Annotated in this window: 16 protein-coding genes; 12 read left to right on the forward strand and 4 right to left on the reverse strand. The window is 59.0% G+C overall.

Features of this window, described 5'->3' with window-relative positions; all coding sequences use genetic code 11:
* Positions 1 to 196: 196 nt before the first annotated feature.
* Positions 197 to 1,075, reverse strand: a complete 879-nt coding sequence (locus FYJ40_RS07155) for an ATP-dependent sacrificial sulfur transferase LarE (protein WP_154517787.1) — start codon at positions 1,073 to 1,075, stop codon at positions 197 to 199.
* A 167-nt stretch (positions 1,076 to 1,242) separates the two neighbouring features.
* Here FYJ40_RS07155 and FYJ40_RS07160 point away from each other — a divergent pair, with 167 nt between their 5' ends.
* Positions 1,243 to 1,893 carry an HAD family phosphatase gene (locus FYJ40_RS07160; protein ID WP_195838603.1) on the forward strand — a complete coding sequence of 217 codons (651 nt, stop codon included), beginning with the start codon at positions 1,243 to 1,245 and terminating at the stop codon, positions 1,891 to 1,893.
* Between the two features lie 113 nt (positions 1,894 to 2,006).
* Here the strand turns inward: FYJ40_RS07160 and FYJ40_RS07165 are convergent, their stop codons facing one another.
* Positions 2,007 to 3,119: a LacI family DNA-binding transcriptional regulator gene (locus tag FYJ40_RS07165; protein WP_229770716.1), complete on the reverse strand. Its 1,113-nt coding sequence runs from the start codon at positions 3,117 to 3,119 to the stop codon at positions 2,007 to 2,009.
* Positions 3,120 to 3,448: 329 nt separating this feature from the next.
* Between FYJ40_RS07165 and glmS the strand changes: the two genes are divergently transcribed.
* Positions 3,449 to 5,296: a glutamine--fructose-6-phosphate transaminase (isomerizing) gene (gene glmS, locus FYJ40_RS07170; protein WP_154517795.1), complete on the forward strand. Its 1,848-nt coding sequence runs from the start codon at positions 3,449 to 3,451 to the stop codon at positions 5,294 to 5,296.
* Between the two features lie 112 nt (positions 5,297 to 5,408).
* On the opposite strand, the gene FYJ40_RS07175 is transcribed toward glmS, so the two are convergent.
* Complete coding sequence (locus FYJ40_RS07175) at positions 5,409 to 6,110, reverse strand: GntR family transcriptional regulator (protein ID WP_154517798.1); 702 nt, start codon at positions 6,108 to 6,110, stop codon at positions 5,409 to 5,411.
* A 193-nt stretch (positions 6,111 to 6,303) separates the two neighbouring features.
* Here FYJ40_RS07175 and FYJ40_RS07180 point away from each other — a divergent pair, with 193 nt between their 5' ends.
* The 6 genes from FYJ40_RS07180 to FYJ40_RS07205 all read left to right on the forward strand — a co-directional run bounded on the left by FYJ40_RS07180 (position 6,304) and on the right by FYJ40_RS07205 (position 12,433).
* Positions 6,304 to 7,338: a YeiH family protein gene (locus FYJ40_RS07180; RefSeq protein ID WP_154517801.1), complete on the forward strand. Its 1,035-nt coding sequence runs from the start codon at positions 6,304 to 6,306 to the stop codon at positions 7,336 to 7,338.
* A 266-nt stretch (positions 7,339 to 7,604) separates the two neighbouring features.
* Positions 7,605 to 8,822 (forward strand): helix-turn-helix domain-containing protein, encoded by a 1,218-nt coding sequence (locus tag FYJ40_RS07185; RefSeq protein WP_154517804.1) that lies wholly within the window; start codon positions 7,605 to 7,607, stop codon positions 8,820 to 8,822.
* 239 nt (positions 8,823 to 9,061) lie between these two features.
* On the forward strand, positions 9,062 to 9,487 hold the full coding sequence (locus tag FYJ40_RS07190; RefSeq protein ID WP_154517807.1) for a hypothetical protein: 426 nt from the start codon (positions 9,062 to 9,064) through the stop codon (positions 9,485 to 9,487).
* A gap of 167 nt (positions 9,488 to 9,654) precedes the next feature.
* Positions 9,655 to 10,245, forward strand: coding sequence for a hypothetical protein (locus FYJ40_RS07195; protein ID WP_154517810.1), 591 nt, complete (start codon positions 9,655 to 9,657; stop codon positions 10,243 to 10,245).
* 86 nt (positions 10,246 to 10,331) lie between these two features.
* Positions 10,332 to 11,150 (forward strand): class B sortase, encoded by an 819-nt coding sequence (locus tag FYJ40_RS07200; RefSeq protein ID WP_229770717.1) that lies wholly within the window; start codon positions 10,332 to 10,334, stop codon positions 11,148 to 11,150.
* Positions 11,151 to 11,152: 2 nt separating this feature from the next.
* On the forward strand, positions 11,153 to 12,433 hold the full coding sequence (locus tag FYJ40_RS07205; protein ID WP_154517813.1) for an LCP family protein: 1,281 nt from the start codon (positions 11,153 to 11,155) through the stop codon (positions 12,431 to 12,433).
* A gap of 34 nt (positions 12,434 to 12,467) precedes the next feature.
* Here the strand turns inward: FYJ40_RS07205 and FYJ40_RS07210 are convergent, their stop codons facing one another.
* On the reverse strand, positions 12,468 to 12,989 hold the full coding sequence (locus tag FYJ40_RS07210) for a nitroreductase family protein (RefSeq protein WP_370450653.1): 522 nt from the start codon (positions 12,987 to 12,989) through the stop codon (positions 12,468 to 12,470).
* 292 nt (positions 12,990 to 13,281) lie between these two features.
* On the opposite strand from FYJ40_RS07210, the gene FYJ40_RS07215 reads away from it, so the two are divergent.
* The 4 genes from FYJ40_RS07215 to FYJ40_RS07230 all read left to right on the forward strand — a co-directional run bounded on the left by FYJ40_RS07215 (position 13,282) and on the right by FYJ40_RS07230 (position 17,974).
* Positions 13,282 to 13,572 (forward strand): CDP-alcohol phosphatidyltransferase, encoded by a 291-nt coding sequence (locus FYJ40_RS07215; protein WP_154517819.1) that lies wholly within the window; start codon positions 13,282 to 13,284, stop codon positions 13,570 to 13,572.
* 181 nt (positions 13,573 to 13,753) lie between these two features.
* Complete coding sequence (locus FYJ40_RS07220; protein ID WP_154517822.1) at positions 13,754 to 14,242, forward strand: MarR family winged helix-turn-helix transcriptional regulator; 489 nt, start codon at positions 13,754 to 13,756, stop codon at positions 14,240 to 14,242.
* Positions 14,242 to 15,966: an ABC transporter ATP-binding protein gene (locus FYJ40_RS07225; RefSeq protein ID WP_154517825.1), complete on the forward strand. Its 1,725-nt coding sequence runs from the start codon at positions 14,242 to 14,244 to the stop codon at positions 15,964 to 15,966. The genes FYJ40_RS07220 and FYJ40_RS07225 overlap by 1 nt, the downstream gene beginning before the upstream one ends.
* Position 15,967: 1 nt before the next feature.
* On the forward strand, positions 15,968 to 17,974 hold the full coding sequence (locus FYJ40_RS07230) for an ABC transporter ATP-binding protein (protein WP_154517828.1): 2,007 nt from the start codon (positions 15,968 to 15,970) through the stop codon (positions 17,972 to 17,974).
* The last annotated feature ends 37 nt before the right edge of the window (positions 17,975 to 18,011 follow it).

Consider the following 18,011-nt stretch of genomic DNA (forward strand, 5'->3'; position numbering starts at 1 on the left):
CCTGCCCCTTTTTGGCAGGTCAGTTAACGCAGTGCAGGTTGAGCATATGCGAGCGAGCGGGCTCCGGGTGCGGTAAGGTGACGTGAAACAAGCGGGCGCTGACCTTTTGGTCGCGCCCGTGAAGTTGAACGTCAGATTGCCGTGCCCGGAGCCCGCGCAGCGCCGAGCAGTTACGCCGTTTGTAAAACGGCGTAACCTAAAGGTTCATGTTGCCGTGGATGTAGGGGGTGACCTCGGGGGAGATGTGGGCGCAGCCCAGCTCGCGCAGCGCGGACTCGATGGCGGCGGGCAGCGGGGTCTTGCCCTCGGCATTGACGGTAGCACCGCCGAGAGCGGCAATCTTGGCGACATCTGCGTGAGCGGCTTCAATACGCATGCAGCCGCCGACCAAGCGCGCGCGAACCTGCGACAGACCAAGATCGTGCAGGTAGCCCTCGCAGGCGCGGATTAAATCGACCTTCTCATGCGTAAGCTCCTCGCCTGTGGGGACGCGCGTGGCAAGACAGGCTCCCGCCGGCAGGTTCCAAACGGGATAGCCCCATGCGCGCAGCAGCTCGCGCTCTTCGTCCTTGGTAAAGCCGACCTCCATAAGAGGGGAGCGTACGCCGAGCTCTTTGGCAGCGCGCATGCCGGGACGGTAGTCACCGCGATCGCTTGCATTGCTGCCATCGATGACGGTGGGAAAGCCGAGCGACTTAGCGTGGTTGACGATGGCGGTAAAGCCGGCGTGCTTGCAGTGGTAGCAACGGTTGGCGTCGTTGCAGGCTACTTGGGGGAGCTGCAGCTGATCGACCGAAAGATTGAGCACGGGGAGCTTAAAATGCGGTCCCTCATTGGTTTGCCTGTCAACGGATCGCTCAAACGAGGTCTGTTCGGGCGTGCCGATGAGCGGCGTGGTGAGGTGAACGAGAAGCGTGCTGGCAGGCATGATGCGGGCGCAGACCGCGGCCAAAAAGCTGCTGTCGACGCCACCGGAAAAGCCGATGGCGACGCGTCCGTATGCCAAAAGCAGCTGTTCGAGCGCCGCGAGTTTGTCCTGAAGCTCCTTTGCAGGTGCGGTAGTGTCTGAAAGCATAAAACAATCCTTACCATTGAGTACTCGGTCGAAAACTATAATCCTATCGGACTGCTCGTCATATGACTTCTGGCTATGTAACGATAGTGCAATATGCTATATACGTTATATACAAGTTTGTAAAGTGCGCTAGAGTGGCCGTAATGCAATCCGGTGAGGGGACCGATATGATCAAGACTGTAATTTTTGACATGGACGGAACGCTGGTCGATACCGAGCGTTTGGGCATCAAGGCATGGAAGGCGGGCGCTGCCGAGCTGGGGGTCGCGATTGATGATGCGCTGATCCATCAGTTTATCGGCCGCACTCTGCCCGATGTCATGGACATCCTTGATAAGCATTACGGCAGCCATGAAACCACCGAGGCGATCTATGTTCGCCACAAGGAGATTCGCGACGAGATGGTCAAGACCGATTTGGAGCTTAAGGCCGGTGCCGCCGAGTGCCTCGACGAGCTGCTGGCTGCGGGCTATCACGTGGGTCTAGCGACGTCGTCGCGCCTCGCTACGGCCGAGCGCAACCTTAAGATGGTCGGCCTTTTTGACAAGTTTGAGACGGTGACCTGCGGCGAGGACGTCGTGCACGGCAAGCCCGACCCCGAGATGTATCTGCTTGCCTGCGAGCGCGCGGGCTTTGCTCCCGAGGAATGCGCTGTGGTCGAGGATTCGCGCAACGGCTGCGTCTCTGGCATCACGGCCGGCTGCCATGTCTTTGCCGTCCCCGACATTGTGCCGCTGCCGCAGAATGTGGTGGATGGCTGCGAGGCCGTGCTCGATACGCTGTTCGACCTTACGGAGGCGGTCAAGGCCGTGCGCTAGACAGCTGCGGCGTTGAAACGGGCAATTGCCCACATTTACGCTTAAGCATAAGGGGTCCGGCAATGGCCGGGCCTCTTATGCTTAAGCTGCGTTTTGGCATACTGGTCGACGTGCTATAGATACGCGCCCAGGTTGATGGCGGTGGCTTCGGCTTGGCTGCTCGCCTGGGTACTGGCGCGCTCGAGCAGGAACGGCCGCACGAGTTCCTGACGGTTGATGTCCTCGGCGGCTGTGACCTCGGTGACGGTGCGTGCGGCGGAGCCGATACGGACGCGTTTGGTTTTTGTCGGCGCCTTGTTCTCGATTTGCTCCACGAGCAGCTGCACGCCCTTGCGGCCAATTTCGTAACCCGGCGGTGCCACTGTGGTGAGAGGGACCGACCCGCTCCATGCAAGCGGGTTGCCGTCGCAGCCGGCCACGCGAACTTGCTTGGGGACGGAGATGCCTTTGTCGATCAACGCCGAGATAACACCCGAGGCTAATACGTCGGTTAGGCCGATGACAAAATCCGGACGCTCGTCAGCAGAGCGCTCGGCAATCTGGGCGCCGATGCCGTAACCGTCGGCAGCGGTATTCCATTCTCCGGCGTCAATGACCTCAATTTTGATATCGGGATACAGGGCGAGGGCCTTGTGAATGCCAAGTACGCGCAGGGTGAGCTGCATAAATGCCGCTCTGCCCACAACGGTGATATGGCGCGCGCCGCGGGCGATGGCGAGCTCGGCGATAATGCGCCCCTGCGCCTCGTTGTCGGCGGCCACGTAGTAACCGGGCTCGGAACAGTGGATGTCCAGATGGACAATCGGCACGGGCATCTTGGCCATGGCGGGGTGCCAGTCGGGGGATGCCATGGGCTGAACCATGACGCCGGACATCTGGGTGCCCATAAAGTAGCGCAGGTAATGGTCTTCGAGAATATCGTCGTTATCGGCGTTGGCGATGAGCAGGTCGTAACCGTGCTTGCGGGCCTCGTTATGGGCGCCGCTGGCAATTTGGAGCGAGAAGCCGTGGTCGAGACGGGGGAGGACCAGGCCAAAGGACTTGGTGGTGCCTCCTGCGAGCTGGCGGGCGCTTTGGTTGGGCAGGTAGCCAAGGCGATTGATGGTCTCGTTGATGAGTTTGAGGGTCTCGGGGCGCAGCTTTTCGGGATGGTTGAGCGCGTTGGATACCGTGCCCAGCGAGACCCCTGCCTCGCGCGCGACGTCGCTGATTTTTACCTTTGCCATAGCGGCCCCTTTGATGCGTTTCAAGTACAAGCCAGATTGTAGCATCGCCCGTCCCTAGGGTGTCAAAACCTGCCAATTAGGGACAGGTTTATTTTGGCAGGTTTTATCTGGGGAAACGCTATTGCCAACGCGACCACCACGAAGGGGACGGGCACCTTTGTGGTGGTTTGGACCGGCTGAACGTGTGTGTATCGGGTGGTATCTAAGTTGAGATACCACTTCTGGTATATCAGCTTGCGCTTGCGTGAGTACAATACTCAAACGTTATACGTCTCAGCGCCCCTTGTGCGTGGACGTTTTACAGTCACGCGAGCGAAGGGATTTATCCTATGTGCGGAATTGTCGGCTACACCGGCTCTGATATTGCAAAGAACATCCTTGTCACGGGCCTTAAGCGTATGGAATATCGCGGCTATGACTCCTCGGGCGTCGCGCTCGAGGTGGGCGAGGGCACGGCGGCTCACCTCGACGTCATTCGCCGCGTGGGCAAGGTCGCGGGCCTGGAGAGCGAACTTACCAATGTCGACAGCGACGCCACCTGCGGCATCGGCCACACCCGCTGGGCTACCCACGGCAAGCCCTCCGTTGTCAACGCCCATCCCCACACCAGCTGCGACGATCGCATCGCCATCGTCCACAACGGCATCATCGAGAACTTCGCCGAGCTGCGTGAGGAGCTGGAGGGCCGCGGCCATCACTTTAAGAGCGAGACCGACACCGAGGTCTTTGCGCACTTGATCGAAGAGGCCTATGCCGAGACACACGACCTGATGGCTTCTGTGCGCGAGGCCTGCACCCACGTGGTGGGCGCCTATGGTTTGGCCGCCGTTTCTGCCGATGAGCCCGGCGTGATCGCCGTGGCCCGCAAGGACTCCCCAATTGTGGTCGGCGTCGGCGAAACCGGCTCCTACGTTGCCTCCGACGTGATCGCGCTTATCGATGCTACCCGCGATGTCGTGGTGCTCGAAGACGGTCAGTTTGCCAAGCTTACGCCCGCAGGCGTCGAGTATACCGACGAGGCCGGCAACGTGATTGAGCCCAAGCTTACCCATATCGACTGGGACCTGGATATGGCCGAAAAGGGCGGTTATCCCGACTTTATGCTTAAGGAGATCCATGAGCAGCCTCGCGTCGTGCGTGATACCCTGGTGGGCCGCATGACCCCCGCCGGTGAGCTCGATATCGACGAGCTGGGCCTTTCGCTCGAGGAGCTCAACGATATCGACCGCGTGTATGTGATTGCCTGCGGCACCAGCTACCATGCCGGACTTATCGCTAAGAACCTTATTGAGGGTTGGGCTCGTATTCCTACCGAGGTCGAGGCGGCAAGCGAGTTCCGCTATCGCAACCCCATCATCACGCCGACGACGCTTGTCGTGGCCGTGTCCCAGTCGGGCGAGACGGCCGACACCCTTGCCGCCATTCGCGATGCGCGCATCAAGGGCGCCAAGGTCTTTGGCATCACCAACGTGCTGGGCAGCCCGGTGGCGCGCGAGAGCGACGGCGTTATCTACACCAAGGCCAACAAGGAGATTGCAGTTGCCTCGACCAAGAGCTTCATCGGTCAGGTCGTGAGCCTTACGCTTTTGGCCCTGCTGCTGGCGCAGGTTAAGTACCGTCTGACCACCAAGCAGGCGCGTATGCTGTTCCGCGAGCTTTCCGATACGGCCGAGCAGATCCAGTGGATCCTGGATACGCAGACCGAGGCCGTGCACAAGGCCGCGCTTGTCTGCAAGGACGCGCAGTCTGCACTGTTCGTGGGTCGCGGCATGGGCGCCGCCATTTCCTACGAGGGCGCGCTCAAGCTCAAGGAGGTCAGCTACCTGCATGCCGAGGCATATGCTGCCGGCGAGATGAAGCACGGCCCTATCGCGCTGATCGACCCGGGTTTCCCCGTTATCGCGGTTGCAACCAAGAGCGCAACATACGACAAGACGGTGTCGAACCTCATGGAGTGCAAGGCGCGCGGCGCCAAGGTCATCGTCGTTGCTACCGAGGGCGACGAGGAAATCAACAAGATCGCCGACTGCATCATTCGCGTGCCGGCCGTCCGTGACGTATTCAGCCCCATTACGGCGAGCGTTCCGCTGCAGCTGCTCGCCCGCGAGGTTGCCATCCTGCGCGGTTGCGACGTTGACCAGCCCCGCAACCTGGCCAAGAGTGTCACAGTAGAGTAATCGAGTTCCTACATCCTAACAACTAAGGCCCGGCTTCGTTGCAGCGGAGCTGGGCCTTGTTGCATTTGCCCAGGTAAAACCTGCCAAAATAAACCTGTCCCTTTTTGGCAGGTTAGCGGAGCTTGCTGGTCTCGAAGTACTCGGGATATTGGTCCAGGACCTCGGTCTGGTTGCGGAACATCATATGCAGGTGCTTGCTGACCAAAAAGCTTGCCTCGATAGGATCGCGACCGGCGATGGCGCGGCGGATTTGCTTGTGCTCGTTAACAATCTCCTGATTGTCGAGCGCCTGCGTAGCGGCGCGCAGCCAGCGGAAGCGCTCCAGGTCGGCATTGGTCGCCTCGAGCCACGACCACACGGTGCTGCGGCACGCGATGCTAAAGATCATGCGGTGCATGAGGTTGTCGCTTAAGAAGAAGCCGATGCGGTCCTCTTCGGCCATGGCTTTTTCCTGCAGCGCGATGGCTCGGTCGAGCTGCTCGATGCCTACCGAGGTGGCACGGGCGCAGCACTCCACAATCACCTGCTTTTCCAGGTGTTCGCGAATGTAGCAGGCACTCTCGGCAAAGGTGAGGTTGATGGGCGAGACATAGGTGCCGCTTTGGGGCACGGTGCGCACTAGGCCCTCTTGCGCCAGACGCACCAGTGCCTCGCGCACAGGGGTGCGCCCCATATCTAGGTCGTCACAAAGCTGCTTGACGCCCAACTTTTCGCCCGGCTTGTAGTCCAGGTAGACTATTTTGCGTCGAATGGTGTGGTAGGACTGGTCCTGTAGGCTCGTTTCCTGCTCGCCGACGTGCATCGATTCTTCCATAGTGCCTCGCAACTGTTCTATCACACTCATATGTCAGTTGTTAATTATGCCGCGAATCAGCTCTCCGCGCTGGGTAATTCGGTTGTTGCCCGAGAACTATTGCGGCATCTTAGTCTGTTTTTGCGCATGGCTGTGCTCGATGTTGCCGTATCATAGGCCGTCGCAAGCGTGAAATAGAAAGAAGGAATCCCATATGCAACTGGTAAATATCGTACGCGAGCGCTGGAAGGGTGTCTTGTTCTGCCTGATCATCGCCATCCCTGCGTCGTTGCTCGGCAAACAGATTGAGGTGGTCGGTGGGCCGGTATTTGCCATCCTCTTTGGCATGGTTTTGGCGCTCGTCTTTCCCAAGAATCGTCGCGAACAGCTCGCCGCCGGCGTCACCTATACGTCTAAAAAAGTCTTGCAGTACGCGGTTATCCTGCTTGGCTTTGGCATGAACCTCTCGCAGATTCTGTCCAAAGGCGCCCAGTCGTTGCCGATTATCGTGGCTACGATCTTGACCTCGCTCATCATCGCCTTTGTGCTCTGCCGCGTTATGAACGTGCCGGGCAAGATCGCGACGCTTGTGGGTGTGGGTTCGTCGATTTGCGGCGGTTCCGCCATCGCCGCGACCGCGCCCGTCATTGATGCCGACGATCGCGAGATTGCCCAGGCTATTTCTGTCATCTTCCTGTTTAACGTTATCGCGGCGCTCGTGTTTCCAACGCTTGGAGGCATGCTTGGGCTGACCAACGAGGGTTTTGGCCTGTTTGCCGGTACCGCTATCAACGACACCTCGTCTGTAACGGCTGCGGCGAGCGCCTGGGACAGTATGCATCCCGGCGCCAATGTGCTCGAGAGCGCTACGGTAGTCAAGCTCACCAGGACGCTGGCTATTATTCCCATCACGTTGGTCCTCGCATGCTGGCAGATGCATCTGGCGCGCAAGGCCGGCGGCGACGCCAAAAGCACGTTCTCCCTTAAGCGCGCGTTTCCCATGTTTGTGTTGTTCTTTGTGCTGGCGAGTGTGGTCACCACAGTGTTTCAGCTTCCCGCGTCCGTTACGGCGCCCATCAAGGAGCTGTCGAAGTTCTTTATCGTGATGGCCATGGCGGCTATTGGCTTTAATACCGATATCGTCGAGCTGGTCAAAAAAGGCGGCAAGCCCATCGCATTGGGCTTTTGCTGCTGGATTGGCATTGCGTGCATGGGTTTGGGAATGCAGCACGTGCTGGGAATCTGGTAGAGAAGTAGCCCATTTACGTGCTGGTTGCTGGTGGCCGCATCCTCGCGGTGGAGCGATAGGAGCTCTTGCGGGTATGGCTTGTCCGCAGGTTAATAGATCCCGAAGAGCTCTTATCGCCCCGCCAGGATGGCGATGCGGGGCAACACCTATACTCGCAGGACGGCGCTTTCTGCCCTATAGTGTTTGGTGAGCAATATCGTTCAATTTTGAAACACTCGGTCGTGCGACCGTTGGCGGTTGCACGTCGCCGCAGACAGGGGCAAATCATGGATAGCGATGCCAAGCTGAACATCTTGACCGATGCCCTAGCTGCTGCCGGGGCCTCGGCATTGGCAATCGATGCGCGTGGGGACGTCGCGATCTCGACCATGAATGACGCGGCGCTTGAGCGGGATGTGGCGGCTTTTGTCGCTGAGCGCCTCGACCGCATAGGAGACGGCGCGCGTCTGGTTATGGGGCGTGCGGGTACGCGCCTGAGCCTGACCGTTCGCCCCACCGACAAAGCGGGCGGGGGGCTTTGGGTCATCGTGGTCCGCGAGGTGCGCGCCGCCGCGGCGCATGCGGGCATCGAGTGGCTCAACGCCGACGAAGTTGAGGCCCGCTACGAATCGAGCGCGTACGGCATCGTCGAAGACGCAGCAGCGGTCGCTGCCCCCGTACGGGAGAGCTATGCGCGCGGAGTGCCCCTTATGCTCGAGGGAGAGCTGGGCGCGGGACAGGATCAGATTGCAAAACGCCTGTACCTGGATGGACCCTATGCCGACCAGCCCTTTGTGTCCGTTGCGCTCGATGAGCTTACGGATCGCGGTTGGCGCCATCTGCTCAAAAGTTCCGAATCGCCGCTATTCCAAACGGGGCTGACACTTTGCATGGGCGGCTGGCATGCTGTTGGCCCCCAACGCCTGCGCGAGCTCGTGTCCGCAATGATCGACACGGCGCTCGCAACTCGTTGCCATGTGGTGTTGACGGCAAACGACATGCCAGGCGGCGGCGAAAGCGATCAGGCTGCTTTTGTAACCGAGCGTCTGGCCTGTGCAGTGAGTGTGGCGCCGGCGATTGCCGAGCAGGGCAGCGCGTCGGAAAAGGTAGCGCGCTATCTGGAGTATCTGGCAGATATGTTTGAGACGGCAACACCCGCCTTGTCGTCCGGGGCGGCAAAGACACTCGATGCCTATCGATGGCCCCGTAACTATCTACAGCTTCGTGAGGTTTCGGAACGACTTTATATATTAGTGAGGATGGGTACGGCCGAGCGGGCGGTGGCGGAGGAGGTGCTCGCTCAGGAGGACGTTATCAAGACCGCGACCTTTGGTGCCCCGACGCTCGATAGCGATCTGTATATCTTGCGCCCACTGGCCGATACCGAACGCGATATCGCACGGCTGGTCGTAGGCCACCTTCACGGCAACAGGACCCGAGCTGCCGAAGTACTAGGCATAAGCCGTACGACCCTGTGGCGCCTGCTGAAGGACGACGACCGTTAAGCGAGGCGCCCGTGACCGAGCGCGGCGCGTGTGATACAGTCCAAAGCAGTATTGTTTCGACTGTGTTACGGCGTGCGGGGAGTATGGCGGAGACTTCAAAAACAAATCGGGTTCGAAAGCCCGCGGCGCCGGTCAACCGTCGCACGACTTCACGGACGTGGGGCAAAAGCGCCTCGGGGTTCGACGGCTCGTTCAAACGCACTAAATATGGTTATCCTTCGGCAAGCGCTCGCTTGGCCATGCAGGCCGAATCATCGCTGTGGGGCCGTAAACGTGTGGTGGGGTCAAAGCTCAAGCACGATGGAACGCTCGGCTACATTAGCCGTGGCGCTGCTCGCCGTAGCGGCCTCAATCCCGCAGGCTGGCATCGCTATGTTCCGATCGCGGTCGTTGTCGCGGTGATTGTCATCGCGCTCGCGGCGCTCGGTTACGCCGGCGGCGGGGCCAATCTGGATGCAATGTTTAAGTCGCCCGAGCTCGCGCATGCAGGCACAGAAGTTGTCGAGGGCGTTCAGACCCAGACGGGCGTCGCGCCCCAGCGCGGCATGGTCGCAGCCGCTGCCACCATTGCCGATGCTCAAAAGGATGAAGGCGAACAAAAAGCAGAGGGAGCGGCACAGGCGAGTGATGGCGGGGCGAATTCAGCTCCAAATCAAACGGCATAGACCTGACGGAACATAAGATAGTCACGGTTAGGTGCCATTTTGAGCTATAGGCGAACAAAAATCTGCAAAATCGTTTCATGTAGAGCTCTTTAGTTACAATTTGCAGAAAAAGGCTATACTACTATAAACTTGAAAATTCGTAAGCTGCAAGTTGAGGAGTACCCAACATGAAGAAGAGATTCATGGCAGCGCTGAGCGTGCTCGCTCTTGCCCTGGCTCTGCCCGTGGCTGCTTTCGCCGCCAACAGCCCCGAGAAGGTTAGCAGCCAGCCTGTCACGTCCAATGGCGTGACCGCAAATGCTACCGGCGTTGTCACCAGCAGCGATGCATGGCTTAATGTTGTCGGTACCGGTACTGCCGCCAACAACGTCCCCTCTGGTTCCAATGTGGTTGCTTCTTTTGTGGTCACCCACTATAACACGAGCGGCCCGTACAACTTCACCTTTGCTCTTGGTTCTCAGTATGCAGGCGCCAAGGTGACCGTCTACATCCAGCATGATTCTGGTTACCCCGATGTGAAGGAGCTTACCGCCGACGCCAACGGCAACGTTTCCTTCACGATGGACCAGCTCTGCATCATCTCTCTGGTTGCTCAGCCCACGAGTGGCGCCTCTGCTGCCGCTAGCACGACTGTGACTGCCGACAAGGGTGCTAAGTCCCCGGCCACCGGTGTGAACACCACCGCCGTTGCCGCCGTGGCTGCTGTTGCCGCCGCTGGTGCTGCCTGCGCTTTTGTTGCTCTTCGCAAGAACAACTAGCACACATACGGTTTCAACCGTAAGATTTGAGGACCCGTACTTGTGCGGGTCCTTTTTTTAGCCGATTTACAGGGTAAGGGAACACCATGGCACAGCAGCCACAGGGCAAGTATATGGACGTTCAGCATATGGACGACTCGGACAAAAAGCGTCGCGCCACGATACTCAAGGGCGTTTTCGTGGTGTTGTTACTGATCGCAGTCGGCTGCGGCGGCTACGTGCTCTATATGAACCATCTGGAGCAGCAGCGCGCGCAGGAGATGAGTGCAACGGGCAAGCCTGCCACCAAGGTCGAATCGAAGGACAGGGAGCTGGCAGACAATCCCATCGACTTTTCCTCGCTTATCAAAGAAAACGCTGACATTTACGCCTGGCTCTATATTCCGGGCGCCGACATCAACACACCTCTACTGCAGAGTGCGACCGACGACCTGTTCTATTTGGATCACGACAAGGACGGCAAGTACGACCCGTATGGCACCGCCTTTAGCCAGATGGCCAATGCGCGTGACTTTAGCGATCCCGTGACGGTGATCTACGGCCACGTGAACGGCGGCGTGTTCCATAACTTGCATAATTTTGAGGATACGGACTTCTTTAACGAGAACACCGAGTTCTTCATCTACACGCCCGGTCATATCCTGAAGTACCAGATCGTTTCGGCCTACCAGTACGACGATCGCCACATCCTCAACTCATTTAACTTTGCCGATCCCGCTGTGCGCCAGGAGTATTTCAATACCGTCTGCAATCCCGACGCGCTCCTTAAAAACGTACGGGAAGGTATTGCGCTTGATGCGGATAGCAAGGTTGTGCAACTGAGCACCTGCATGCTCGATAGCTCGCAGGGCAACTCGCGCTATATTGTGAGCGGTGTGTTAACAAACGACCAGGAGACAAAATAGTCATGAACCCCCGTGGCAAGCACTTTATCGATGCGGTGGATCCCGACGAAAATAGCCAGGAGAACACTTCCCAGCAACTGGTTTCCGATGTGGCGGAGCCTGCCAGCACGCAGCAGGGTGCCGATGTCGATTTGGCATCTGACACACAAAATGGGGCGTCGAGCAAAACCGTGGGCCAGGCCGAGACTTCGGCGCAGGTTGCGGATGATGCGCCGCAGCCTGCTGATGGGACCGAATGGCCTTCGCTCGATGAGGCGCCACCGCAGCGCCGTCGCCGTTCCCAGGAGTCGATTAAGCGCATCAAACGTCGCCGCCGCATCCGCACACTCGTGATTGTGTTGCTCGTGATCGGCGCGATTGCTGCTGCCGGCTGGGGCTTTGTGAACCACAGCGTGAACCAAGGCAAAAAGAAGATCGAGGAAAAGGCCGAAAAGGTCATTAAGGCCAAAGGTGACACCATTACCTATAACGGCAAGAAGTATGCACTCAACAAGCATATGGCTACGGTGGCGTTTATCGGCTTCGATAATCGCGCGTCTGATGATGGCACCAAAGAAGGTCAGTCGGATACCGTTATGGTTGTAGCCCTTAATACCGATACAGGCGAGGCCCGCGGCATCGTTATTCCGCGCGACAGCATGGTCGCCGTCGATACGTATGCGGGTGGTTCGTTTTCGGGTCAGGTGACCGAGCAGCTCTGCCTGCAGTTTGCCTACGGTACCGACGGTGATAATTCCTCGCAGCTGACGGCTGCTGCCGCTTCGCGTGTGCTCGACAATATTCCGGTCGACTATTACTACACGCTCAACATTGAGGGCGTGGCGCCTATCAATGATTCTATTGGCGGCGTGACGCTCGTGCCGACACAGACCGTGCCGGGCACGGCAGTGGTTGAGGGGCAGGAGACGACGCTGTTTGGAATCTCGGCCGAAAAGTATGTGCAGTGGCGCGATACCACGGAGCTGACCTCGTCGCTCGATCGTACGGCGCGTCAGGTGAGCTATGTGCAGGCGTTTGCGGCCAAGGTGCTCAACAGCGCCAAGAGTAATCCGGCTGTGCTGATCGACTTGTACCAGACGATGGGCGACTATACGTGGACCAATCTGGGCCTCGATGAGTTTAGCTATCTGGCGACCACGATGCTCGAGCACGGCCTGACCTCGTTTGATGTTGTGACGCTGCAGGGAACCATGCAGCAGGGCGACACCTTTGCCGAGTTCTACTTAGACCAAGACAACGTAAAGCAGACGGTCGTCGATACCTTCTACCACCCGGTCGACTAATTTGTTCCGGTGTTCGGTAGAACGGCAGAACAAATTACCTAACGTACACCACGTTGTCGCGGCGCGGCTTTGCCTCGGGTAGCGTGTCCTCGGCATAGCCCAGAATGCAGTTACCGACACCGCGCAGGCTGCCGTCGGCGGGCAGGCCCCAGCTGGCCAGCAGCTCCAGGCCCTCGGGCGAGTCAAAGACCTCATGCGCGCGATGAATCCAGCACGAATCGACACCCAGTGCATAGGCGGCGTTGAGCAAGTTGCCCATGGCGAGCGAGCCGTCTTCCAGATATGTGGGCACGCTGCGGTCAACCAGCACCACCACAACGGTCTTGGCGCCATAGAAGGGGTCGCTATTGCTGCCCATGACCTTGGCGTTGAGCTGTGAGAGACGCTCGATGGTCGCGGGGTCGGTGACGGCGACAAACGTCACCGGCTGGCGGCCCATGCCGCTCGGTGCATATTGGCCGGCTTCGATAATACGCGCAAGCTTTTCGGCCTCGACGGGACGATCGCTGTATTTGCGGCAGCTGCGGCGGTGAATGAGCGCTTCGATAGTCTCCACGGTGTCTCCTTGCGGTGGCGTTGTAGATGCCCCGTTCATACCCGTCGGGTTCAACGATAAACGGTCAATTGCCCGGCAAAAGGATGGATTCCAATTGGGAAAGTAGGTTTGCATAAAAGTACCTTCAAAATGTGACAAACCAATGGGATGGTTAAACGTTTTATCCCGTCTGCCCTGCGGTTTTTACCACTTGCCTAAATGACGAACGCATAACCTCTGATAAAGGTTTTACTAAAGGAGCACCAACGTTTATCAACGCGCCGTGGTGGCGCCGGGCCAGGAGGTAACTATCATGTTCCAGGCTGGAGATGTCGTCGAGACCGATTTCGAAGGATTTCTGAAGCTGCTGCGTTCCAAGACACGCGCTTTTGTGACGATTGACGATCACGAGTACTACATCACGCACACCGATGGCTATTGGCGTGTTCAGGATTGCGAGGCCCTCAACGATAAGGGCCACTTTACTGACTGCTCCGAGCTGGTCAACACGCTCTGCGAGGTCGTCGAGCTGCCTTGGATCTGCGGCAAAAGCCTGCACGATAGCTTCTCGGGCGCTACGGTCTACGAGGCCGTCGCCGCTTAACAGGCAATGAAACCCGATTTTCACGTGACCGCTGGCGCCGCCCCCGCGCCGGCGGTTTTTTTCTGCCGATAGACCATAAAAGTGTAGGCAATTGAGGAGAGCCTGTTGACGATAGTCAAAACTCGGACTAATCTAGAGACACGAAATTGGTCAAATATCGGACAATCGAATGGTGGGATAGATGAATAGTGCGGTTACGCCGGTCGACTTCGACCGGTTGCTCAATGGACTCGACCATATCTATTCGGAGTTCTCGCGCGCCTGCGGCCTTTCGGACTGCGCTTACTGGATGCTCGTCGATACCAGCACGGCAGGCGGCAGTATTGCCGTAAGCCGTCTGACAAGCGAATGGTTCTACAGCAAGCAGACCATCAACTCGGCAATTAAAACCTTGACGGCGCGGGGCTTCGCAACGTTGGAGTTTGCCGAAGGCAGCCGTAAGAACAAGGTTGTGCGTTTGACCGAAGCGGGCATGCGGTTTGCCGAGCAATATGCGCTGCCGGCGCAAGAAGCCGAGCAACAGGCTTTCGAAGTGCTCGAGCCCTGGGAACAGCGCGAAATCATGCGCCTAATCGAAAAATTTTCCCATGCGCTCGGCGATGAGTGCGATGTCTTTAAGCAGCATATCGCTGCCGAGAATCAAGGTGAGGATGAGTCGTGCGACTATTAATGAGGTTTTTGAAGCCCTATCGAGGGCTTGTCGCAGTGACGCTGCTGGCGCTGCTGGTGGATAACGTCGGTACGCTGTTGGTTCCCACGATGCTGGCGAACATGGTCAACACCGGTATTACCACGGGCGATGTCGACTACATCTTATGCAACGGCCTATACATGTTTATCGCGACGAGCATGGCTAGCGGCGGCACGGTGCTGGGCTGCTATCTTTCGGCGCGTCTGGCGGCTAACGTGGCCTGCGACATCCGCAATGCCGTCTACGACAAATCACTCGAGCTGTCCGCCAGCGATTTTGAGCGCTTTGGCACCGGATCGATGATCACGCGCTCACTCAACGACATCAACGTGATTCAACAGGCTGTCCTTCAGACGATTCAGCTGGTGCTGCCCGTGCCGTTCTTGGCTGTGGCAGGCATCATCTTCGCCTGGTTTATCGATCCGGCCATGGGCGTGCTTCTGGGCGTCGTGGTTGCGATCGTGCTGGTTGCGGCGGTCTTTACGGTTGCCAATGCGGCACCGATTTTTATGCGCCTACAGGGCTTTATCGACCGCATGAACGTGGTGCTGCGCGAGAATATTGTGGGCGTGCGCGTTATTCGTGCTTTTAATAAAGAGCATCACGAGGAGCGGCGCCTGGACGAGGTGTTTAGCGACTACGCCGCCAACGCCATAAAGGTCAACCACCTGTTTGTGGGTCTCGACAGCTCCAGCTTCTTTTTGATCAACATCGCCGAGGTAGCGGTGCTGTGGGTGGGCGGTAACCGGGTGGGCGCCCATGCCATGCAGATTGCGAGTATCTCGGCGGTGCTGGAGTATGCAATTCTGATCCTGTTCTTTGTGATGATGGCCCAGATGGTGGTGCTGACGCTTCCGCGTGCTGCCGCGTGCCTGAACCGTGCGCAGCAGGTGTTGGAGATTGAGCCGAGCATCGTGGACGGCGAGCGTACGCTGGGTGACGGGACGCCTTCGTCCGAGGACGATGCGGATGCTGTTGCCGTGTTCGACCACATGTCGTTTCGCTTTGACGATGCCGACGAGGACACCCTGTGCGACCTGAGCTTTGCCTGTCGTCGCGGTCAGACGACCGCGATTGTGGGCTCGACGGGCTCGGGCAAGTCGACGGTGGCAAAGCTTCTGCTGCGCTTCCACGATGCCACCAAGGGCGCCATTCGCCTGGACGGCATCGATCTGCGCGAGCTTTCGCAAGATGAGATTCGCGGGCGCATCGCCTATGTGCCGCAGAAGGCGTGGCTGTTCTCGGGCACCGTGGCAAGCAATCTGCGCTTTGGCAACGAGGACGCGACCGAGGCGGACATGCTTCATGCGCTGCAGGTTGCCCAGAGCACCTTTGTGCTCGATCAGCCGCAGGGGCTCGATACTCCGGTTGCCCAGGGCGGTACGAACTTCTCGGGCGGCCAGCGCCAGCGCCTGGCAATTGCCCGTGCGCTCATGAAGCATGCCGATCTGTATATCTTCGATGACAGTTTTTCGGCCCTGGACTTTAAAACCGATGCGGCCTTGCGCCATGCGCTGCAGGACGAGACGCGCGACGCCGCGGTGCTCATCATCGCGCAGCGCATCTCGACGATTTTGCGTGCCGACCAGATTGTCGTGCTCAAGGATGGCGAGGTCGTGGGCCTGGGCGCGCACGAGGAACTTATGGAAACCTGCGAGGTGTACCGCGCCATCGCGGAATCGCAGATGAAGGGAGGTGAGTAGCATGACCGAGGAGCTCAAGAAGCAAGGCGGCGTTGATGACGACGCTGCCGCGGGGCTGGTCGAGGAAACGGCTGCCGCGTCGACCGAGCAGGATGCCGCCGCCAGGGCCGCGGCCGAGCGCGAGGCTCGTCGCCAGGCGCTGTACGAGGAAAACGAGCGTGCCGAGGACGAGCGCGCCCGTGCCGAGGCAGAGCGTATGCGCGACGTGGACGACGAAGAAGAGGACGAGACACCCCGGGATACCTGGGCGACGGTGCGCCGCTTGTGGAGCGAGGCCGCCGGCGACCATTGGCGCTTCTATATTGTATTCGCGAGCATTGTGTTCTACGTCATCTTTAACACCGCCGCGCCGGCATATAGCGCTCATGTTATCGACGAGCTGTGGGGCCATATACAGGTGGCGTTTGCCAGCGGAACGACCTTCAGCATCACCTGGGACCAGTGCGGTAAGACCATCTTTGTCTACTTTTTGATCTGGACGGCCGCCGGATCGTTCTATGCGCTGCAGAGTTTTTTGATGTCGAGCGTCGCCGAGCGACTCAACCTGCGTCTGCGCAACCGCATCGCGCAGAAGCTCAGCCGCCTGCCGCTCGCCTACTTTGACGCGCATCGCCCCGGTGAAGTGGTCAGCCGTGCGACCAATGACTTGGACAAGATGTCCGAGAGTATGCAGCGCGGATTGCTGCAGCTGCTGGTATCGATCGGTACTGTGACGGGTGCCATCATCATGATGTTTGTCTATAGCGTCAAGCTCACGTTGGTCTTTTTGGGCTTTACGGCGGTATCGCTGCTGGTGACCAAGGTGGTTTCGCGCCGAACGCATGATGTGACAGGCGAGCGTCAGGAGTGGGTGTCCAAAATCACGAGCGCGGTCGAGGAAGGCTATTCAGGCCGTTTGGTGATTCGCGCATTCAACCGCGAGCATCAGAGCTCTGCCGAGGTGCACGAGGCCTCGAGGGAGCTAGCGCGCGTGAGTACCAAGGCCGACTTTATGATCAATGCCGTCGGCCCTGCGGTTCGCTTTATCGGCCGTTTGGCGCAGATCGTGATCGCGCTGGTGGGCTGCAGCATGCTGGTCGCCGGCCACATGACCGTCGGCGTGTTCCAGGCGTTCTTCCAGTTTATCTACGGGGCATCCGAACCCATGACGCAGCTGTCGTTCACTTTCAACTCGCTGCAGAGCGCGCTGGCGAGCGCGGAGCGCGTGTTCGACCTGCTCGATGAGCCCGAGATGGAAGCCGATCCGCTGCCGGGTGAGGCTGCCAGGCTGCCGGGTCGCATTGAGGGCCGCGTCTCCTTTGAGCACGTGCGTTTTGGTTATTCGCCCGACAAGCCGCTTATGCGTGACGTGTCGTTTACCGCCGAGCCGGGCCAGAAGATCGCCGTGGTGGGAACCACGGGCGCGGGCAAGACCACGCTCATCAACCTGCTCATGCGTTTTTACGAGATCGATGGCGGCCGCATTACGCTCGACGGCGTGGACACGAGCTGTATGGACCGCGGCGAGCTGCGCCAGCAGTTTGGCATGGTGCTGCAGGACGCCTGGCTATTCGATGGCACGATTGCCGAAAACATCGCCTACGGCTGTCCCGAGGCGACGCGCGACGAGATCGTGGCGGCTGCGCGCGCCGCGCAGGTCGACTTCTTTGTGCGCACCATGCCGCAGGGTTATGACACGCGGGTGGCCAACGATGCCGAGAGCATTAGCCAAGGGCAGCGTCAACTGCTGACCATCGCACGCGTGCTGCTCAACAACCCGGCGATTCTCATCCTGGACGAGGCGACGTCGAGCGTGGATACGCGTACCGAGCTCGCCATCGGCCGTGCTATGGATGCGCTTATGCGCGGGCGCACGAGTTTTGTGATCGCGCATCGCCTGTCGACGATCGTGGACGCCGACCTGATCTTGGTCATGGATCACGGCAACATTATCGAGCAGGGCACGCATAAGGAGTTGCTGGCTGCCGAGGGCGCCTACGCCGACCTCTATCTGAGCCAGTTCGCATAATGCGACATGGGGACGGCCCCCTTGTCGTATCGGAAAT

It is taken from the genome of Collinsella sp. WCA1-178-WT-3 (M1), assembly GCF_009696325.1.
Lineage (GTDB): Bacteria > Actinomycetota > Coriobacteriia > Coriobacteriales > Coriobacteriaceae > Collinsella.

Bases quoted from the DNA above. Each gene is read 5' to 3' on its own strand.
- FYJ40_RS07155 (WP_154517787.1), bottom strand. From the start codon at position 1,075: ATGCTTTCAGACACTACCGCACCTGCAAAGGAGCTTCAGGACAAACTC.
- FYJ40_RS07160 (WP_195838603.1), top strand. From the start codon at position 1,243: ATGATCAAGACTGTAATTTTTGACATGGACGGAACGCTGGTCGATACC.
- FYJ40_RS07165 (WP_229770716.1), bottom strand. From the start codon at position 3,119: ATGGCAAAGGTAAAAATCAGCGACGTCGCGCGCGAGGCAGGGGTCTCG.
- glmS (WP_154517795.1), top strand. From the start codon at position 3,449: ATGTGCGGAATTGTCGGCTACACCGGCTCTGATATTGCAAAGAACATC.
- FYJ40_RS07175 (WP_154517798.1), bottom strand. From the start codon at position 6,110: ATGGAAGAATCGATGCACGTCGGCGAGCAGGAAACGAGCCTACAGGAC.
- FYJ40_RS07180 (WP_154517801.1), top strand. From the start codon at position 6,304: ATGCAACTGGTAAATATCGTACGCGAGCGCTGGAAGGGTGTCTTGTTC.
- FYJ40_RS07185 (WP_154517804.1), top strand. From the start codon at position 7,605: ATGGATAGCGATGCCAAGCTGAACATCTTGACCGATGCCCTAGCTGCT.
- FYJ40_RS07190 (WP_154517807.1), top strand. From the start codon at position 9,062: ATGCAGGCCGAATCATCGCTGTGGGGCCGTAAACGTGTGGTGGGGTCA.
- FYJ40_RS07195 (WP_154517810.1), top strand. From the start codon at position 9,655: ATGAAGAAGAGATTCATGGCAGCGCTGAGCGTGCTCGCTCTTGCCCTG.
- FYJ40_RS07200 (WP_229770717.1), top strand. From the start codon at position 10,332: ATGGCACAGCAGCCACAGGGCAAGTATATGGACGTTCAGCATATGGAC.
- FYJ40_RS07205 (WP_154517813.1), top strand. From the start codon at position 11,153: ATGAACCCCCGTGGCAAGCACTTTATCGATGCGGTGGATCCCGACGAA.
- FYJ40_RS07215 (WP_154517819.1), top strand. From the start codon at position 13,282: ATGTTCCAGGCTGGAGATGTCGTCGAGACCGATTTCGAAGGATTTCTG.
- FYJ40_RS07220 (WP_154517822.1), top strand. From the start codon at position 13,754: ATGAATAGTGCGGTTACGCCGGTCGACTTCGACCGGTTGCTCAATGGA.
- FYJ40_RS07225 (WP_154517825.1), top strand. From the start codon at position 14,242: ATGAGGTTTTTGAAGCCCTATCGAGGGCTTGTCGCAGTGACGCTGCTG.
- FYJ40_RS07230 (WP_154517828.1), top strand. From the start codon at position 15,968: ATGACCGAGGAGCTCAAGAAGCAAGGCGGCGTTGATGACGACGCTGCC.